Source organism: Bartonella sp. OC16QHHD (assembly GCF_042194035.1).
Lineage (GTDB): Bacteria > Pseudomonadota > Alphaproteobacteria > Rhizobiales > Rhizobiaceae > Bartonella.
Genome location: NZ_JBHIMJ010000014.1, coordinates 258,733 through 277,157 on the forward strand (window position 1 = coordinate 258,733; position 18,425 = coordinate 277,157).

The window sequence follows — 18,425 nt, forward strand, 5'->3', positions numbered from 1 at the left end:
GTGATCAGTAGATAAAATCCGATCGATTAAGAAGTTGGATTGTGTATAAACTGAACGTGGTTGGGAATCTTTATCCTTTTTAGGGTGGGGAGGAAGTTAAGAGATAAAGAAAGTTTGAATATTGTCTAAATCCTTTCAAATACCATCATCACAAAAAAGTTTTTCTTTGAGTTATTTAATTTGTGGGCTCTTTTGTCTTGCTCTGATATTTATTTATAGCGCACTCTGGTTTTTTTTCACGTAAAATAGAAGACTATGTTTCTGATATATTCACAAAAGTATCTTCCTATAATATGGCGGCGGTATGTGAGAATGTGCACAAGGATGGTTATCCTTTACGTGTCGGTGTTGTTTGTGACAAGTTTCAATTTTCTTGGCCTTTACATGGGGTTTCTTTATCGACGGGGCGTTTGACAGCTGGTGCACCAATTTACGCACCTCATTTGGTCGAGTTTAATGTTCATTCTCCTGCATTAATTGTTTTTTCCGGAAAAACTCCCATAGTATCGCATTGGCGCAATTTGGTGATTGAAACAGAGCCTTATTGGAAAACGGGTAAAACATTGAAATTTATAGCTGAAGGGCTTGATATTTCATCTTTTTCCTCTTCCCCTGAAGATCAAAAGCTTCAAGAAGCATTAAGAGCACAAACGGCAGATAAAAAAACGACACAAGAAAATATTGAAGATCCGGCATCTTTGCAAAATACGCATGACGTGATTATTCAGCCGTTAGAGCCACAAGATATGCCTCAAAAAATAACGGCAGAATTTTTGCGTTTTGATCTAAAACATGAAAAGAATAATTTATCGGGACATATAACTTTTGACGGTTTTGATGCTTCTCCTTTTTTAAAATCTTCTTTTGTTGATATTCCTAAAATTGATGGCAATTTGAAATGGATTTTAAATGACATCTCTTTTCAGTCTGAAGATGAAGAAAAAAATTGGCAACAGCGACTGTATGGAAAAAGTGGACTTTTAAAGCAAGGTGAATTGGCTTTTCATACAGGTGGTGCAGTGCGTATTAGTGGACCTTTTTCTTTTGATGATGAAGGATATTTGACAGCAAAATTTGAACTTGTCCTTATTCAGTCCATGAAGCTTCTTGACACTCTGCAGCACTTATTTCCCGCGCAAGCCAATAATCTTCAAGCGTTATTTTTTATTTTGGGTGTTTTGCCTAAAAATGCGGACGGCACTCCCGTTCTTTCCTTGCTCATTAACAATGGGTGGGTAAAATTAGGCTTTTTAAAACTTGGTCGTCTTGCTCCGCTTTAGGTGTTGTACCAAAGTCTTTTTTCATTTTTACTACCAAATTTCGATTTTTTCTGATTTTCATACTTTTTTGCAATTTTAGAGTGTCAAAATCTATTTTAACAAAATGCGTATTTAATGGTAAAAAAATAGCTATAAAAATAAAAAATTACCACCTACTCCTAATTCGTCCAACCTCTTTTCACTTAGTACAAAATCTTATGTCAAACTACATATAGCAACAGTGTTTGTATGGAAAAAGTGGCATTTTAAAGTATGCTGAATTGCCTTTTTATACAGGTGGTGTGGTTTTTGTTAGGAACCTTTTTCTTTATATATGGAATGAGCATATTGCATATATTTGTTTGGGTGTAACCTCTTAAAACAAGTAAATAGCCTAGTTGGAGGAAGATATGAAGTTGTAAAGGGGAAAATCAACATCCATCTTTACTGTCATTTTTTATTCGATTTTACGCATTTCAAAAGCAGTTACAGTTATATCTTTTAAATAATGGATTAAACTTATCCTTTTATTTCTGATATTTTTTAATGAAGCCATATGTCTTCCACGTAAAACAGAATATATTTGTATTGCATATTTACGTATTTATTAAAACAATATTTCTCAGTGCTTCTTATTTCACGATGTCGCCTATGAATGGTATAACGATAAAGCCATTAAACACCACCATCTTTTCGGTTATGGAGTAATAAGCTAGGGGGCAACACCATCATATTATATTTGCTAACTCCCAATGTTACTGCAGCTTTTGGCACTTGGGGCGGTTTATGAGGGGCATTTTTAGTCCTTTCTTTACTGTTTTTATCTATTCGGCTTTCCCATTTGCAATATGCAAGGGGAAATGGGGTTAATTGACAGTAAAATTTGAATTTATTTTTTATTTTGAGTGCTCTGTCTAAAAATGCAGAATAGGGCTTCCGTTATTCCCTTGCTGATTAGTCATGGATGGATAGAACGGAGCAAAAGCTTAGCTGTTTTGTACTGCTTTTAAGTCTGAAAGTTTATGTTTTTAGGGTGAAAAATAAATCCTGTTGTTTTTTTGAAATTGTTGCAAACAATTCTATTGTGATAAATAGCGAGATTTTTATTTTTGGAACCTTGCCTAAAAATGCAAACTCCCGCTCTCTATTTTTGTTGGTTTGTTGTGGTGGTGGGATAGAACGGGAGATTGAGTGGGTCGTTTTGTATTTGCTTTAGGTTTGAAAGCCAATATTTTGAAGTTGAGAAATCAATCCTGCTGCAAAAGTAAAACGAGAAATATTGAGATCATTTTCAATAAGGGCGCTAATGCGGTTTGTAATGTTGTGAATATGATCTTCTTCTGTTTTTTTCCAAGTGTCAAAAGGATCTTTTTTCTTTCCATGATTTTTGAGGATTTTCATAACGATTTGCCGAAAGCTTTCAGAAACATTTTCTTTGGCTTGGCTTAAAGCCATACTATCATAATAATCTACTACAGGGATTATACGACTTGCTTCGTTAATGCGGTTTATACGAATGATTTGCGCAAGTGAAAAGTAGATCTCTGCGGTTTTAATAAGATCACTGTTGCTTTTTTTTGCAATTAAAGAAATATCACAGATTGTTGAAGCAGCTTCCAAGAGGGCTAATTGTTTCGCTAATGCTTTTGGTGCTCCCTCTTCGCTGTAGTGTAATGCTTTTTCTTCAATCTTTTGCTTAATATCGTTGTCGTGAGAATGCATAAGCTCTTTTTCAATAACGCTACGGGCTTGCTTTATTGTTTTTACAATTTCTTCTAATGGACGTGAGAGATCTATGTTGTGCAAACCCCAATTGGTTGTTTCAAAGAGCATTGGGGTCATTGTTGCGTAGAATTTATTTTGGACAAGACCGGGTATTTTATTATCAAGCTTATCAATTTGCTCAGACAATTGAGGAATTTCGAAACCATCGCGGATGGCAATGAAAACGCGAATAATATTTTCAGTCTTTTGTTCTGTTGCATCGTGTAGTCTATTAACAAAAGTGGGGCCTCCACGATTTACAATATCGTTGGCAATCAGCGTTGCGATAATATTACGACGCAATTGATGGTTAATAACTTCCTTCTTAAAATTTTCTTGAATTTGGGTTGGAAAATAGTTCAGCAAGGCTGTATTGAAATAGTGATCATCAACAATGGGGCTATTAGCAATTTCTTCTTTTAAGGTCAATTTAGCATAGGCAAAAATAACGGCGAGTTCTGGACGGAGAAGACCTTTGCCTTGGGTTGTTCTTTGTCGTAAAATTTGCTCATCAGGGAGTATTTCAACTCTACGATCTAGAAGCTTTTTTTGTTCCAAATCGTGCATAAAGCGTATTTGATAGGGCAAATCAGTAGTGCTTTGGTTTTCCGCCAAAGAAAGCGCAAGGGGTTGTAGATAATTGTTGCGCAAGACGAGTTGCTCGACTTGAGGCGTCATTTTTTTCAAGAGCTTATTGCGATCTTCGCGGGTTAACGTTTTGGCACGTAGTGCTGATGCAAGAACAATTTTGAGATTGACCTCAATATCAGAACAATTCACACCAGCAGAATTGTCAATGGCATCCGTATTGCATCGACCACCATTTAAGACATATTCAATCCGTCCACGTTGTGTAACACCAAGATTAGCTCCTTCACCAATAATTTTTGCACGCACTTGTTCTCCGGTAATGCGTATTGCATCATTTGCGCGATCACCTACTTGGGCATCGTTTTCTGTTGCAGCACGGATATAAGTACCAATGCCACCGAACCATAAAAGATCAACAGGGGCTTTGAGAAGAGCAGAGATAATTTCAAAGGGTGTTCCTGTTTGTTTTTCGAAACCAATGGCTTTTGCTGCTTCAGGTGAGAGAGTAATGGTTTTTTCTTTTCGTGAGAAGATACCACCGCCCTTTGATAATTTGCTTTGGTCGTAATCCTGCCAGCTTGAGCGAGGCAGTTTGAAGAGACGCGTACGCTCTGCATAGCTTTCGTCTATGTTCGGATCTGGGTCAATAAAGATATCGCGGTGATCAAAAGCGGCAATCAATTTTGTTTGTTTGGAAAGCAGCATCCCATTGCCAAAAACATCACCAGACATGTCGCCAACACCGACACAGGTGAAGGGCGTTGTTTGAATATCGTGATTAAATGATTCTCTAAAATGTCTTTTGACGGCTTCCCATGCACCTTTAGCTGTAATACCAATGTCTTTGTGGTCGTAACCTGCTGAACCTCCAGAGGCAAAAGCATCATCAAGCCAAAAGTGGTTTGCTTGGCTGATGGCGTTGGCTGTATCAGAAAAAGTTGCTGTTCCTTTGTCTGCCGCAACAACAAAATAGGGGTCAGGGTCATCATGACAGATGACATTGTGGGGAGAACTTATTTTGCCGTTAATCAGATTGTCTGTAATGGAGAGCAAAGCTGTTATAAAGTCTATATAAGCTTGTTGTGCTGCTTCTATGATGACAGCACGGTCATTTGTTTGGGGAAGCCGATGGGGATAGAATCCACCTTTTGCACCTGCAGGAACGATAACCGCATTTTTAACTTGTTGGGCTTTGACTAAGCTAAGCACTTCGGTGCGATAATCTAATGCACGGTCAGACCAACGAATTCCGCCACGAGCGATAGGTCCAAAACGCAAATGGACCCCTTCAACTTCTGGTCCATAAACAAAAATTTCTCGGTAAGGGCGCGGTTCAGGCAAACCTTCAATCTGGCGCGGATTTAATTTGGTGGCTAAAATACGCCGTGGACTTCCATCAGGAAGAGGTGTAAAGGCATTCGTTCGTAAACTCGCCTCGATAAGGTTACAATAACGGCGTAAAATGAGATCATCATCTAAACCAGAGACTTTCCGTAATTTTTCTTCAATGCGCTTTTGAATGACTTGTTGGTTTTTTTCCCGTTCTTTTTCTGTATGGCTTTGATGAAATTTTAAATGAAATAAAGCATAAAGATCTTGGGTAATGTCAGGATAAGCATTTAAAGTTTGGGCAACGCGATCTTGCGAATAAGGAATTCCAGCTTGTTGGAGATAGCGCCCATAATGGCGCAAAATAACAATTTCATGCCAATCAAGCTCAGCTGTTTGGGTGAGAGCATTAAAGCCGTCATTATCAGCATTTTGTGCCCAAATGGCTTCAAAGGTTTCGGCGTGTTTTTGACCGTCTTTTTCAAAATCGATACAGCGTTGGAAAGTACTTTCTAGCTGCATATCATGAAGATACACAGAGCGCCCATTGCCATCTGGTAATTCAAGGGTTTGTTCAGCAATAACGCGAAACCCCATGTTTTCAAGGAGTGGTACACGTTTGGAAAGGGCAAGTGCTTCATGGCGGTGAAAAAGCCGAAGAGAAATGCACTGTTTTTCTTTGTTTTGTGCGTGATAAAAGATCACGAAAAGGGGCTTTTCATCATGAAGACTTAGAATATGTCCGGCATCGTTAATAGCGTCTTCAGCTGAAAATAAATCACGATAGCTATTGGGGAATTCACTGGCTAGACGTGTTTGTTGCTCTGTTATTTTCTTGTTAAGAGCGATGGCTTGAACCCTGTCTTCCCAACTTCGTGCAATCGAACGTACATGTTGTTCAAGTGTGGAGCGCTCGTGAAGAGGAACAGTTTCATTTCCTTTGCGATGGATGATATAATAGACACGTATAAGGGTGCTTTCCAAAAATAGCGGATAAGATTCAAAAAAGTCACCTTTATAAAGCTCAACAAAATGTTCGCCAACTTTTTCACGCAGGCTGCTGCTATATTGGTCACGCGGTACGTAGACAAGGATAGAAACAAAGCGTCCAAAAGAATCAGTGTGGGCAAGAACCCGTAAACGTGGGCGCTCATCTAATTGTAGAATAAGCTTAGTGTTTTCTGTCAATGTATCAACATCAGAGCGAAACATTTCATCTCTTGGATAGGTTTCTAAAGCACTGATGAGTGCTTTTCCTGAATAATCGGCGTGATTGTGTCCAAGACGTTGAATAATAGTTCGGGCTTTTTCTTTTAAGAAAGGAATTTGCAAAATAGAACGTGTATAAGCTGAGGAGGTAAAAAGCCCTACAATGCGTAATTCTCCACAGAGTTGGTTTTCTTTATCAAAGATTTTAAGACCAATATAATCGAGCCAAACAGAACGGTGAATTTTGGAGCGGCTGTTCGCTTTTGTCACGATAAACAGATTATCGCTTTCCATGAAGGATAAAACTTCTTGAGGAGGTTCTTTCATGCTTTTATCGTCAATAATATGAATAGAAGCATCCGTGAGTATACCAAGTTCAATATTACTCGCTGTAAAGGATTTTAGGGGTTTTTGGTGTTTGATGAAGTTGTAAGTGCGCATACCAAGGAAAATGAAATTATCGTCCATTAGCCAGTGAAGAAACTCAATGGCTTTTTCGCCTTCTTGTTTGTAGTGCGGGGGAAGACTTATTTGGTAGGCATGAATATGCTTTTCAACTTCTTCAAGCATAGGTTTCCAGTCTTGTACAGCAGCATTAACCTGTTCAAGAACTAAGGTGAGTTCATTTTCAAGTTTTTGTATTTGCTGTTTGTTTAATGACTCGATGTGAATTTGCATCAGACTGATGCGTTTTCCAGAAGCACAATCAATAATGGGGTGTGCAATCAAATAGATATGGTTTTTGTGTTGATTAAAAACATTTAAAATAGAATCGAGAAGGAAGGGTTTGTTATCATTGACAAGCGTGATAACGGTTACAGGTCTGTTACTACGGGTTAAATTTTGTTCAAAGCAGATGGTGTTGTTTCCCGTCTGATGGAGATTAAAAGCTTTTACCGCGATGGCTGTGGCCTTTTTAAGTTCTTCATTTTCATAATAAGCAATATCTTCTTTATCGGTTTGGGCAAAAAGGATTTGTTCTATTTTATCTTGGGTGTTTTTTGTTTCTGTTTTTTTTTGTTGCAACACATTCACTCTCCCTTTTTGCTCTTAAGGGGTCTTTTCTTCTCTTTTTAAAAGCAGACCATTATATTTTTTATATACTGTAACACCTTCTTTCTGAAGAAAATAGCACTTTATTTAGAAAGAATGAGTTTGTTTTTGCTATTTTTAGTAATATTTTGTACTTTAAAGAAATATTTTGCTTCAAGGAAAGGGCATTTTTAGTATTTTTGTATGTTAATAGTTTGTTTTTTAAACTATACAAAATGAAAGTAAAAAAAGAAGCAAAAGTAAAGAGAGAATGGCGCATTTACCAGAAAGACTTTTAAGTGGTTACCAAAACTTTATAAACAATCATTTTTTATATAAAATAGCAGATTATCAGCAATTGGCGATTGAGGGGCAGAAACCTGAAGTTTTGGTCATTGCTTGTTGTGATTCGCGTGCAGTACCAGAAATGATTTTTGATGCTAAGCCAGGGGAAATTTTCACTCTGCGCAACGTGGCGAATGTGGTTCCTCCTTTTTCTCCTGATGACCAATATCACGCAACATCAGCAGCTCTTGAATATGCTGTGCAATTGCTTGAGGTGAGACATATTGTCGTTTTTGGTCATGCCCATTGTGGAGGCATTCGTACTGCTCTTAATGAGACATATAAATCTTTATTATCAAATGATTTTATCGGTCAATGGATAAGTCTCTTAGCTCCAGCAGCAGAAATCGTTTTGAATAATAAGTCGCTGTCTTGGCCAGAAAAACAGACGGCATTAGAGCAGCTTTCTATTCGCCATTCGTTGAGAAATTTAGAGACGTTTCCGTGGATAAAGCTTCGCAAAGATCAAGGTTTTTTGACATTGCATGGGGTTTGGTTTGATATCTCTAGCGGAAAATTATGGAGCATGGAACAGGAAACAGGTTGTTTTATGCGTGTTGAAGTTGAAAGTTTTGAAGTATAGTATTTGTTGTTTTTATTTCTTCGTATAAAAAGATATTTTATGATAAAACTTGACAAAGCTGGGGTTTTATTGTTTGAAGGAGCAAGCTTTCAGTGACAAAATTAACTTGGAGCCACCGACTGAGACCCCGGTTTAAGGGTATAAAGAGATCTCAGAGGTCAACATCCGACGGCGCGATGCGTTCTCGGATGCTATTTTGGTTTGTTTGTTATGCAACAATGAGGTAAATGATGTTTGAATCCTTGCAAGAGCGACTTGGTTCTATCCTGTCTCATTTGACGGGACGTGGCGCTTTATCGGATCAGGATGTTGTAGAGGCGCTGCGTGAAATTCGTCGCGCTTTATTGGAAGCTGATGTTGCTCTTGATGTTGTGCGCTCTTTTACCGATAGAGTTCGGGAAAAAGCTGTTGGGGCCGAAATCGTTAAATCAATTAAACCAGGCCAAATGGTGGTTAAAATTGTTCATGATGAATTGGTTCATATTCTTGGAAATGAAAGCGTTCTGAGTGATTTAAATGCACCAGCTCCTGTTGTTATCATGATGACTGGTTTGCAAGGTTCGGGAAAAACAACCACAACAGCAAAGCTTGCAAAACGTTTTACTGATAAGCACAATAAAAAAGTTCTCATGGCGTCATTAGATACACGCCGTCCCGCTGCACAGGAGCAATTACGCCAATTGGGAGAGCAGGCAAAACTTGCAAGCTTGCCTATTATTGCGGGTCAGCTGCCCGTTGATATTGCATCACGTGCCGTGCAGGCTGCTAAATTGGGTGGTTATGACGTGCTTCTTCTTGACACAGCAGGACGTAATCATATTGATGAAGCTTTGATGCTCGAATTGGCTGAAATTAAAGCATGTTCCCTTCCTCATGAGATTATGTTGGTGGCTGATAGTTTGACGGGGCAAGATGCCGTTCATCTTGCTCGTTCTTTTGATGAGCGTGTAGGGATTACGGGGATTATTTTAACACGGATGGATAGTGATGGGCGTGGTGGCGCTGCTCTTTCTATGCTTGCTGTTACAGGTAAACCAATTAAAGCAATTGGAACTGGTGAAAAAATAGATGCTTTAGAAGAATTTCATCCCAGTCGTATTGCTGATCGTATTCTCGGAATGGGGGATATTGTTTCTTTGGTTGAAAAAGCTGCTGAAACAATGGATCACGAGAAAGCTGCTGCTTTTGCAAAAAAAATGCAAGCCGGAAAATTTGATCTGAATGATCTTGCAGAACAGTTGCAGAAAATGAAAAAACTGGGTGGAATGGGCGGTATTATGGGCATGTTGCCAGGAATGGGGAAGGTCAAAGAGCAGATTGCGGCTGCGGGGTTTGATGATCGTTTGTTTGATCGTCAATTGGCCATTATTTCATCTATGACACCCAAAGAGCGGGCGAATCCAGAGCTTTTAAAACATAGCCGCAAACAACGAATTGCTAAGGGGTCTGGTACGACAGCGGCTGATATTAATAAACTTTTGAAGATGTATCGCCAAATGGCTGATATGATGAAAGCCATGGGTGGTAAAGGAAAAAGTGGTTTTATGGGAAAAATGTTGGGAGGCCTTGGTTCCAAAATGGGTTTGGGTGGTATGGGAAACTTGGGAGGGGATTCTCCAGCTATGCCGGATTTGTCGGGATTGGATCCAAAGCAATTCTCAATGCTTCAAAAGCAAATTGAAAATGGTAATGGAGGGAAGCTCTTGCCCGGACTTCCTAAGCGTGGACCTACATTTCCTGGTCTTTCCAATGGCATTGTCGATGGGGGAAATTTTCCTCAGCATCCTAAGAAAAAATAAGATGTAAAGAGGGAAAGGAATATAATGCAGGAAACAGTATTAAACGAATTGGCACATTTACGAGCATCCATTGATAATTTTGATGCAACCTTGATTCATATCTTAGCAGAGCGGTTTCGTTGTACGAAAGCTGTTGGGCGCTTAAAAGCGCGTTATGATTTGCCTAAAGTAGATCCTCTGCGTGAGCAATATCAGGTAGCACGTTTGCGGCAATTGGCTATAGATAGTCATCTTGATCCTGATTTTGCTGAAAGATTTTTAAAATTTATTATTAAAGAAGTTGTGAGTCATCATGAAGTTATTGCTGAAGAGCAAAAAATAAAAAAAGTCAATTTAAACGAAAGCCAGAGCTGACAATAGGAGATAAAATATGGCATTGAAAATTCGTTTGTCCCGTGGAGGTTCAAAAAAACGTCCTTACTATCATATCGTCGTTGCAGATGTTCGTAGTCCGCGCGATGGGCGGTTTCTTGAACGTGTTGGTGCATGGGATCCAATGTTGCCTAAAGATGGACCGAGGGTGAAACTTAATGAAGAACGTATCCAATATTGGCTTGCGCAAGGGGCTCAACCAACAGATCGCGTTTTACGGTTTTTAGATGCAGCTGGCTTGAAAAAGCGTCCAACTCGTAATAATCCACATAAAGGTGAACCGGGTAAAAAAGCACAAGAACGTATAGCAGCAGCAAAGCAAGCGGCAGAAGAAGCAGCGGCAGCGGCTGAAGCAGAATCTGCTACAGCATAAGAAGCATAGTTGTTTAATCAACGTGTTTTTAAAAGCTTTAGAAAAATAAATATTATCCGTTTTTGTCTATCAAAAACGGATTTTCTTTAAAAAGTTGCTTGTTTAAATCGCGCTGGTTTTTTAAATCAATGGTTTTAAAAATCAATGGCGCGGCCTTTAATTTCCCAGTCTCCATAGCGGGAAGGGTCTTTGCCGCCGCGTCCGCCGTTTTCTAAAGGTTGTTCTTTTTTTGTTGCGCGTTTTCGTCTTTCTTCAGCTTCTTTAAGGGCGCGTTGTGCTGCGGGAGAAAGAGATTGCTGTTTAATGACAGTTGCATTTTTTTTGCTTGTTTTCTCATCTTTTTTATTCATTTTACACCTATTCCATTGAAAAAGCAGAAAGAAAACACCATCATATAGTATTGATTGACTTTTATCATGGAGTTTTTTGAGTAATGAATATAATGCGTACAGCTATGCTTTTGGCTTTTTTAACTGCTCTCTTTATGGGAGTTGGTTATCTTGTTGGAGGGGGTGGTGGCATGGTCATTGCTCTTTTAATGGCAAGTGGTTTAAACTTTTTTTCTTATTGGAATTCAGATAAAATCGTTTTACGCATGTACGGGGCGCGTGAAGTTGATCAGCATTCAGCACCAGTTTATTATAAGATTGTAAGCGATTTAGCTAAAAAAGCTTCTCTTCCTCAACCAAAGGTTTATGTCATTGAGAATGCACAGCCAAATGCTTTTGCGACGGGACGTAATCCGCAAAATGCAGCTGTTGCTGCAAGTACTGGGTTGTTAGAGCGGTTAAGCGCTGAGGAAATTGCCGGCGTTATGGCGCATGAGCTCGCACATATTGAGCATCGTGATACGTTAACAATGACTCTAACCGCAACGATTGCAGGGGCAATTTCAATGCTTGGTAATTTTGCTTTCTTTATGGGAGGACAGCGTAATTCTTCAGAAGATTCTCATGGCGCTGGGGCAATTGGAGGATTTATTGCATTGCTCGTGGCGCCTTTTGCAGCGATGCTGGTGCAAATGGCGATTAGCCGTACACGGGAATATGCTGCGGATCGTAGAGGGGCTGAAATATGTGGTAATCCTTTATGGTTGGCTTCGGCATTGCGTAAGATTGCTGATGGAGGATGTGGGGTATATAATGAAGAAGCAGAGCATAATCCAGCAACCGCGCATCTGTTTATTATTAATCCTTTGAGCGGTGAGGGAGCGGATAGTCTTTTTTCGACACATCCAGCAACTGCAAATCGTATCGCTGCTCTTTATCAGCAAGCAGAAGAGATGAAAGGGGCTCTTGCCAAAAGTGTGGGATGGAATAAAGAAGACGCTATACATGAAAAAAGCAGCGGGATGAACTATGGAGATTTTCATAGTGGTCAGACTCATGTATTAGGTGAACAGGAAAACAGTTCTTTTCAGCGTGTTACAAAACGTCCTTCTTGGCTTCGTTATGAAAATTCAAAAAGATCTCGTTCATAGAGTTATTGAGGGAGCTTTTGAGAAAACTGTGATATAAAGGTGGTGTTTTGAAACACAAAAAAGCGGGGCATGTGTCTGAAAAAAATGTTCCAGGATTAGCTGTTCGACAGGTGTGTGTGCGTCTTTTGGGGGCGGTAGTTGATAAGTACACGCCTCTGTCTGGTTTGACGGATAATGAACACGGACATCCACAATATTTGAAGCTTTCACAACGAGATCGTTTGTTATGTCGGGCTATTTTAACAGCTTCATTGCGTCATCGAGGGCAGATTATGGCGGCTCTCTCACGCTTTTTGGTGCGTCCTTTGCCTTCACAAGCACTTTCACTTCAGCATCTTTTGCATATCAGTGTTGCACAAATTCTTTATCTTGATATTCCCGATCATGCGACTATTGATTTAGCTGTCCGTGTGGCGAAACTTGATCCTCGAATGCGCCGTTTTTCAGGGGTGGTGAATGCTCTTTTGCGCAATGTTGCGCGTGAGGCAGAGCCTTTACGCCAACAAGTTCCTACCATTGAAGGTGTTCCAGCGTGGTTTGGACAGCTTTTAGTGTCAGCTTATGGAACAGAAAAGGCGCATAAGATTATCGCAATTCAAAGTGTGGAACCTCCTTTCGATTTGACAGTAAAATCTGATAGTGGTGGATGGGCTGAAAGGCTTGGCGGTGTGGTATTGCCCAATGGTTCTGTTCGATTGAAGCGTCTGGAGTGTTCTGTTTCTGATTTACCAGGCTATCGTGAAGGGTCTTGGTGGGTCCAAGATTTTGCAGCAGCTTTGCCTGCTTGTTTACTTGGGAATATTGAGGGTAAACGCGTTGCTGATCTTTGTGCGAGCCCTGGAGGAAAAACAGCACAATTGGCTTTGCAAGGGGCTGAGGTGACTGCAATTGAGCTTTCTGCTAACCGCATAAAGCGTTTAAAAGAAAATATGGAACGGCTTCATTTTTCAGTTCACATTTGGCAGGGCGATGTGAGAAATTTCTATCCCACACAGCTTTTTGATGTGGTTCTTCTTGATGCTCCTTGTTCTTCTACAGGAACAATCCGTCGTCATCCAGATATTTTATGGACGAAATCGAGGGAAGATATCGTCAAGTTAGCGGCGTTGCAATATGATTTGCTTGTCGCAGCAATTTCTTTGGTGAAGGTAGGGGGGCGGATTGTTTTTTCCAATTGTTCATTGGCAAGAGAAGAAGGTGAAGATCTTATTGAGAAAATTTTATCGACACGCAATGACATTGTTTTAGACCCTATTTATCCAGAGGAAATGGGAGCACTGGAACATTTGCTTTGTGGGGGGATGTTACGGACAACGCCTGCGGATTTTTGTCATAAAAATTTTGATGCTGAGAAAACCGTATTTTTAGGAATGGATGGTTTTTTTGCTGCGCGCTTACGAAAAATTGCTTAATTAACGCTTCATTTACAAAAATGGTCGAAATTGTATTTGATTCAGCATAAATGGAGATGAAATTTTGGCGGTTGCGGTAAAAGCTCCTCAGGTAAAAGTGGCAGCCTGTATCGATACGATACAGAATGTTATGCGGCGTTTATGGGTTGGACCATTGTTTCGTTGGCGATTTTCAGGGTTTCGTCCTCATAAAATTTTAGCGCATCCCATGGATTTGCATGTAGCAGATCCGATGATGGCGCATGAATTTTATCATGGTCGTTTTGCTTTTGCTGGTCACATTGTTCATTCTGGTGCTGTTTCGCCGTTTTCATTGGTTCCACCAACGCTAGAATGGGAAGCGGCTCTACATGATTTTCATTGGTTGCGCCATATGGAGGCAGCAGGAAGTGATTTAGCTTCTGCACATGCACGCTCTCTTTTAGAAGATTGGTTTGACCATGCTGGCAAGAAGGTAAAAGGGCTTGCTTGGAGTGGTCCTGTTGTGGCGCGGCGCTTGATTTCATGGATTTGTCATTCGAAAATGTTGTTAGAAGGGGCAAGTGAGCGGTTTGAAAAACGCTTTTTGCGTGCACTTGGTTTGCAATTTCGTTATTTGCGCGTGACAATTTGTAGTATGGAGCACAATGATCAACGTTTACAAGCAGCAGTGGCTTTGACATTCGCATCTCTTGCTTTGCCTGTTTCTGTGGCAGTGAAAAAAAAGGTACAAACCACACTTATAGAGGAGCTTTCCCGTCAAATCCTAGTTGATGGTGGGCATATTTCCCGTAGTCCTGTTATTTTGCTGAATTTGTTATCGGATTTATTGTCGTTACGGCATCTTTTTATGCGTAGCAATGAAACAGCACCCCGTATTTTGATTGATTCTGTTGAGCGTATGTTGCCAGCTTTACGATTCTTTATCCATGAGGATCAAACGTTGGCCCATTTTAATGGGGTTGGTCCCCTTGTATCGGAACGATTATCATCACTTTTGGAGCTTGATGAAACAGGAGGACATCCTTTTAGTTATGCCCGTTATTCAGGATTTCAGCGCTTAAAAGCCAATCAAACAACAGTGCTTGCAGATACAGGAAAGTTTCCACCCCGCTCTGTAGCACAGCAGGCTTGTTCGGGGTGTTTGTCTTTTGAAATGTCTTCACAAGGGCACCGTTTTATTATCAATACCGGTGTTAATCCTGATGGGCGGGAAGAGTATCGACATTTAGGGCGTGTTACTGCAGCACATTCAACAGCTACGCTTAATGATTGTTCAGTGGGTGCTTTTTATCATAAAAAGAAAAATGGCGCGCCATTTTTGTTTGATGGACCAACAGATGTTCAAGTGTGCCGTATAGAGGATTCAGAGAAGACAGGTTTTATTGCGAGTCATAATGGTTATGTGCGACCCTTTAATCTTATTCATGAGCGTGGTCTTATTTTGGCGACAAATGGAGATACGATCGAAGGTTTTGATCGCTTTTTTATGCCAAGTAAAGGGAGAAAAAGACACAAGAGTGTGCAAAATGAACAAAATTATGTTGCTGTTCGATTTCATCTTCATCCACAAGTTGAAGTTAACTATGATGGCAAACGTGTGTGTTTAGCCGTAAAGAACGAGAACGTGAAGAGCGAACAAATATGGTATTTTATATCGCCTGACGCAGATATTTGTCTTGAAGATTCGATTGATTTTGCAGAATTAACAGGTCCACAACGGACACAACAGATTGTTTTATATTTTCGTCCTGCATTTCAGGAAAAAGTTCGTTGGCGTTTTATCCGTAAAGCGTTTGATAAAAAATTAGAACATTGTTCCAACTCATAGTATATTGCGTTTTATATTGCGTGTCGCAAAACATTATTGTTTATTGTGGTAATATTCTCAAAATTTGAAGATCATATCAATTTTATACACGAAGCATTTTTTGGGAGTATGGGTTGGATGTTTTTAGGCAAGGTTTGCTCATAGAATCTCATGAGGTGATGCTAAAGGGATTGGCTTCAGAAAAAAAGTTTTTGAAAGACCCTTGTTGACAGATGAGTACTAGTTAAGGATTTTGATCCTTTAAAGATATGGAGAGAAAATTAAGTCGTTGCTTATCTTCGATAAGTTTTTAAGTGTGATGTTGGGATCAATATTTCTCTCTGAGAGAGTTGCATTAATAGGGCTACACTCCTCACGAAAAACAGAGCGCTATTGTATTGTATATTCACGGACTTATTTTAAAGAAAAATCCCTTAACGCTTCCAAGCCTATTTTGCGACGATGCCCGTGATGGGTATAACGGTAAATCCATTAAGCACCCCCCATCTTTACGCTTATGAAGGAGCAGCTCGGCACTATCACACTATTGATCAGTGTCCAATGTTTGTAACAAGCTCTTGGCACTAGAGAGGGTTCATAAGAGGCATTTTTAGCCTTTTCTTAATGGCTTTTATCCATACAGCTCCCCCCGCTTGTAACGTGCAGGCGAATGGTTTTGGTTGATTCAACATACATAGATTTGAAATGAGAGAAACTTACGGTATTCGGGGTTCTAATTTAATATGAATAACGCTAAATTATTATTACAAATCAAATGTTGTACATCACAGAAGCATTGAAAATTCGAGAAACAATACATTACAATGGCCAAGAAAAATAACCCTTCTGCTCTTTGTTATTATACTAAAAATGAAGTCATAATAACAAACCACAAAATGCGCACTTTTTTATAGCAAAGCATTCTCTCAAATATCTCAAACAATTTTCATAAAGATTTACGCGAATAACGTCGTGCAATTGAATCAATATCACCTCGACAAATTCCAAGATCGCTGAGTTCATATGTTGAAAGACGACTTAACGCATTAACGGTTCGACGATAACGGCGCCAATTACTATAAAAACGTAGAATATTCATATCCTCTACTCAAACTTTTCATTACACTCTTTAGTTTAAGAATAGAGTATATTACTAAAAAGAGTTGTGTTATAATATCATAGCAGGTATGCATCTACATACAAGATAATATCCCTTTAACATTTTCCTCATGCGAAAGGGTAACCATTAAAAATATCAACAAGAACATCTTATCCCTAACCAATGGCTAAATTATGTGCATTTTCTGCGGTGATAAACTTCTTCACGTGTAGATTCTTTGGATTGAATAACTGCTTCCATTTCAACAGTTATCAATAGTCATACGATAATTATGAAAAATTCCTTGAAACATTTGTCTCATACGAAAAGAAAAGCAGCAAAATTATTAATGGCGGAAGTGACGTGTTCCTGTAAAAACCATCGCTAACCCCTGTGCATCAGCAGCGGCGATAACTTCTTCATCACGCATGGAGCCTCCTGGTTGAATAACTGCTGTTGCTCCTGCTTCAGCTGCTGCTAATAAACCATCTGCAAAAGGAAAAAATGCATCTGATGCAACAACAGATCCTTTTGTGAGAGTTTCTATTAAGCCTGCTCTTTGCGCACTTTCTGCTGCTTTACTTGCAGCAATTTTGGCTGAATCGATGCGGCTCATTTGTCCGGCTCCAATTCCAACTGTTGCGCTATTTTTCGCGTACACAATAGCATTTGATTTAACGTGCTTTGCTACACGAAAAGCAAATTGAAGATCACGCATTTCATCTTGAGTTGGTGCCCGCTTTGTCACTACTTGCAATTTAAGATCATCGACTACCACGTTATCACGTGATTGCACTAAAATACCTCCTGCAAGTGTTTTCGCAAGAAGTCCTCCACAGCGTGGATCAGGAACTCCACCTGTAATGAGCAAACGAAGATTTTTTTTCTTGGCAATAATTTCACGTGCCGCCATTGTGGCATCAGGAGCAATAATCACTTCTGTGAAAATTTTAACAATCTCTTCAGCACATTCCTCATCAAGGATTTGATTTAAAGCAACAATTCCACCAAATGCCGATACATTATCACACATAAAAGCTTTCAAATAAGCTTCTTTCAAATTTTCTCCTTCCGCAACACCACAAGGATTGGCATGTTTAATAAGAGCGACAGCAGCGGTTTTTTGCGGATCAAATTCTGCCACAAGTTCAAAGGCTGCATCTGTATCATTCAGATTGTTATAAGAAAGCGCTTTGCCTTGTAAAAGTTTTGCTGTTGCAATACCAAAACGTTTTTCATTATTGCGATAAAATGCTGCCTGTTGATGTGGATTTTCTCCATAGCGCATAACGTTTTCAAGATGACCAGAAAAACTCTGCCACGATGGAGTTTCAATTTCTAAATCCCGTGCAAACCATGATGCTATTGCCGTATCATAAGCAGCGGTGTGTGCATAAGCGCGCATTGCTAGCTGATGACGCATAGATAAGCTTAAACATCCATTATGCTGCTTTAATTCAGCTAGAATCGAATCATAATCTTTTATCGCTGTTACAACACCGGTATAAGCATAATTTTTTGCCGCGGCGCGAATCATCGCCGGTCCACCGATATCAATATTTTCAAGAATCGTTTGCCCATCAGCTCCCGAAAGGATCGTCTCTTCAAAAGGGTAAAGATTCACCACCAAAAGATCAATTCCATGAATGCTGTTCTTTTCCATAGCTTCCCTATGGTTAGGATCTTCTCTTACCCCTAACAAAGCACCATGAATCAAAGGATGGAGTGTTTTTACACGCCCATCCATTATTTCAGGAAATCCGGTAACTTCAGCAACATCTTTTACGGGTAAACCAGCCGCTATGAGGGTTTTGGCTGTTCCTCCTGTTGAAATTAATTCAACATTGTAAGTAGCATGAAGGGCTTGTGCAAAAGCAACCACACCCGTTTTATCAGACACAGAAAAGAGAACACGACAAACCCGATGAAGATCAGGTACGGGAAAATTTTTGGCAACAACACCCATAACAGCAGCCTTAAAAATGAAAG

General features: G+C 39.7%; 12 protein-coding genes. 8 read left to right on the forward strand and 4 right to left on the reverse strand.

Going from position 1 to position 18,425, the window contains the following annotated elements; genetic code table 11:
- The first annotated feature begins 293 nt into the window (after positions 1–293).
- On the forward strand, positions 294–1,280 hold the full coding sequence (locus tag ACFIK1_RS02840; RefSeq protein ID WP_375662037.1) for a DUF2125 domain-containing protein: 987 nt from the start codon (positions 294–296) through the stop codon (positions 1,278–1,280).
- A 1,191-nt stretch (positions 1,281–2,471) separates the two neighbouring features.
- Here the strand turns inward: ACFIK1_RS02840 and ACFIK1_RS02845 are convergent.
- Positions 2,472–7,181, reverse strand: a complete 4,710-nt coding sequence (locus tag ACFIK1_RS02845; protein ID WP_375662038.1) for an NAD-glutamate dehydrogenase — start codon at positions 7,179–7,181, stop codon at positions 2,472–2,474.
- 274 nt (positions 7,182–7,455) lie between these two features.
- Here ACFIK1_RS02845 and ACFIK1_RS02850 point away from each other — a divergent pair, with 274 nt between their 5' ends.
- From ACFIK1_RS02850 to rpsP, 4 genes are all read left to right on the forward strand, one after another.
- The gene (locus ACFIK1_RS02850) at positions 7,456–8,112 is read left to right on the forward strand and encodes a carbonic anhydrase (RefSeq protein WP_375612226.1); all 657 of its coding nucleotides are present in this window, start codon (positions 7,456–7,458) and stop codon (positions 8,110–8,112) included.
- A 230-nt stretch (positions 8,113–8,342) separates the two neighbouring features.
- Complete coding sequence (gene ffh / locus ACFIK1_RS02855; protein ID WP_375662051.1) at positions 8,343–9,911, forward strand: signal recognition particle protein; 1,569 nt, start codon at positions 8,343–8,345, stop codon at positions 9,909–9,911.
- Positions 9,912–9,935: 24 nt separating this feature from the next.
- Positions 9,936–10,265, forward strand: coding sequence for a chorismate mutase (locus ACFIK1_RS02860; protein WP_375662039.1), 330 nt, complete (start codon positions 9,936–9,938; stop codon positions 10,263–10,265).
- A 16-nt stretch (positions 10,266–10,281) separates the two neighbouring features.
- Complete coding sequence (gene rpsP, locus ACFIK1_RS02865) at positions 10,282–10,656, forward strand: 30S ribosomal protein S16 (RefSeq protein WP_375634339.1); 375 nt, start codon at positions 10,282–10,284, stop codon at positions 10,654–10,656.
- Positions 10,657–10,790: 134 nt separating this feature from the next.
- Here rpsP and ACFIK1_RS02870 read toward each other — a convergent pair whose 3' ends face one another.
- Positions 10,791–11,006 carry a DUF1674 domain-containing protein gene (locus ACFIK1_RS02870; protein WP_375606032.1) on the reverse strand — a complete coding sequence of 72 codons (216 nt, stop codon included), beginning with the start codon at positions 11,004–11,006 and terminating at the stop codon, positions 10,791–10,793.
- Between the two features lie 83 nt (positions 11,007–11,089).
- Here ACFIK1_RS02870 and htpX point away from each other — a divergent pair, with 83 nt between their 5' ends.
- The 3 genes from htpX (at position 11,090) to ACFIK1_RS02885 (ending at position 15,358) form a co-directional block, all read left to right on the forward strand.
- Positions 11,090–12,136: a zinc metalloprotease HtpX gene (gene htpX / locus ACFIK1_RS02875; RefSeq protein ID WP_375662040.1), complete on the forward strand. Its 1,047-nt coding sequence runs from the start codon at positions 11,090–11,092 to the stop codon at positions 12,134–12,136.
- 47 nt (positions 12,137–12,183) lie between these two features.
- A complete protein-coding gene (locus ACFIK1_RS02880) occupies positions 12,184–13,548 on the forward strand; it encodes an RsmB/NOP family class I SAM-dependent RNA methyltransferase (RefSeq protein WP_375662041.1) in 1,365 nt (454 codons plus the stop codon).
- Between the two features lie 64 nt (positions 13,549–13,612).
- Complete coding sequence (locus ACFIK1_RS02885) at positions 13,613–15,358, forward strand: heparinase II/III family protein (RefSeq protein WP_375662042.1); 1,746 nt, start codon at positions 13,613–13,615, stop codon at positions 15,356–15,358.
- A 925-nt stretch (positions 15,359–16,283) separates the two neighbouring features.
- On the opposite strand, the gene ACFIK1_RS02890 is transcribed toward ACFIK1_RS02885, so the two are convergent.
- Both ACFIK1_RS02890 and purH read right to left on the reverse strand, forming a co-directional pair.
- Complete coding sequence (locus ACFIK1_RS02890) at positions 16,284–16,436, reverse strand: DUF1127 domain-containing protein (protein ID WP_273790070.1); 153 nt, start codon at positions 16,434–16,436, stop codon at positions 16,284–16,286.
- Positions 16,437–16,782: 346 nt separating this feature from the next.
- On the reverse strand, positions 16,783–18,402 hold the full coding sequence (gene purH, locus ACFIK1_RS02895) for a bifunctional phosphoribosylaminoimidazolecarboxamide formyltransferase/IMP cyclohydrolase (RefSeq protein WP_375662043.1): 1,620 nt from the start codon (positions 18,400–18,402) through the stop codon (positions 16,783–16,785).
- Positions 18,403–18,425 lie beyond the last annotated feature (23 nt).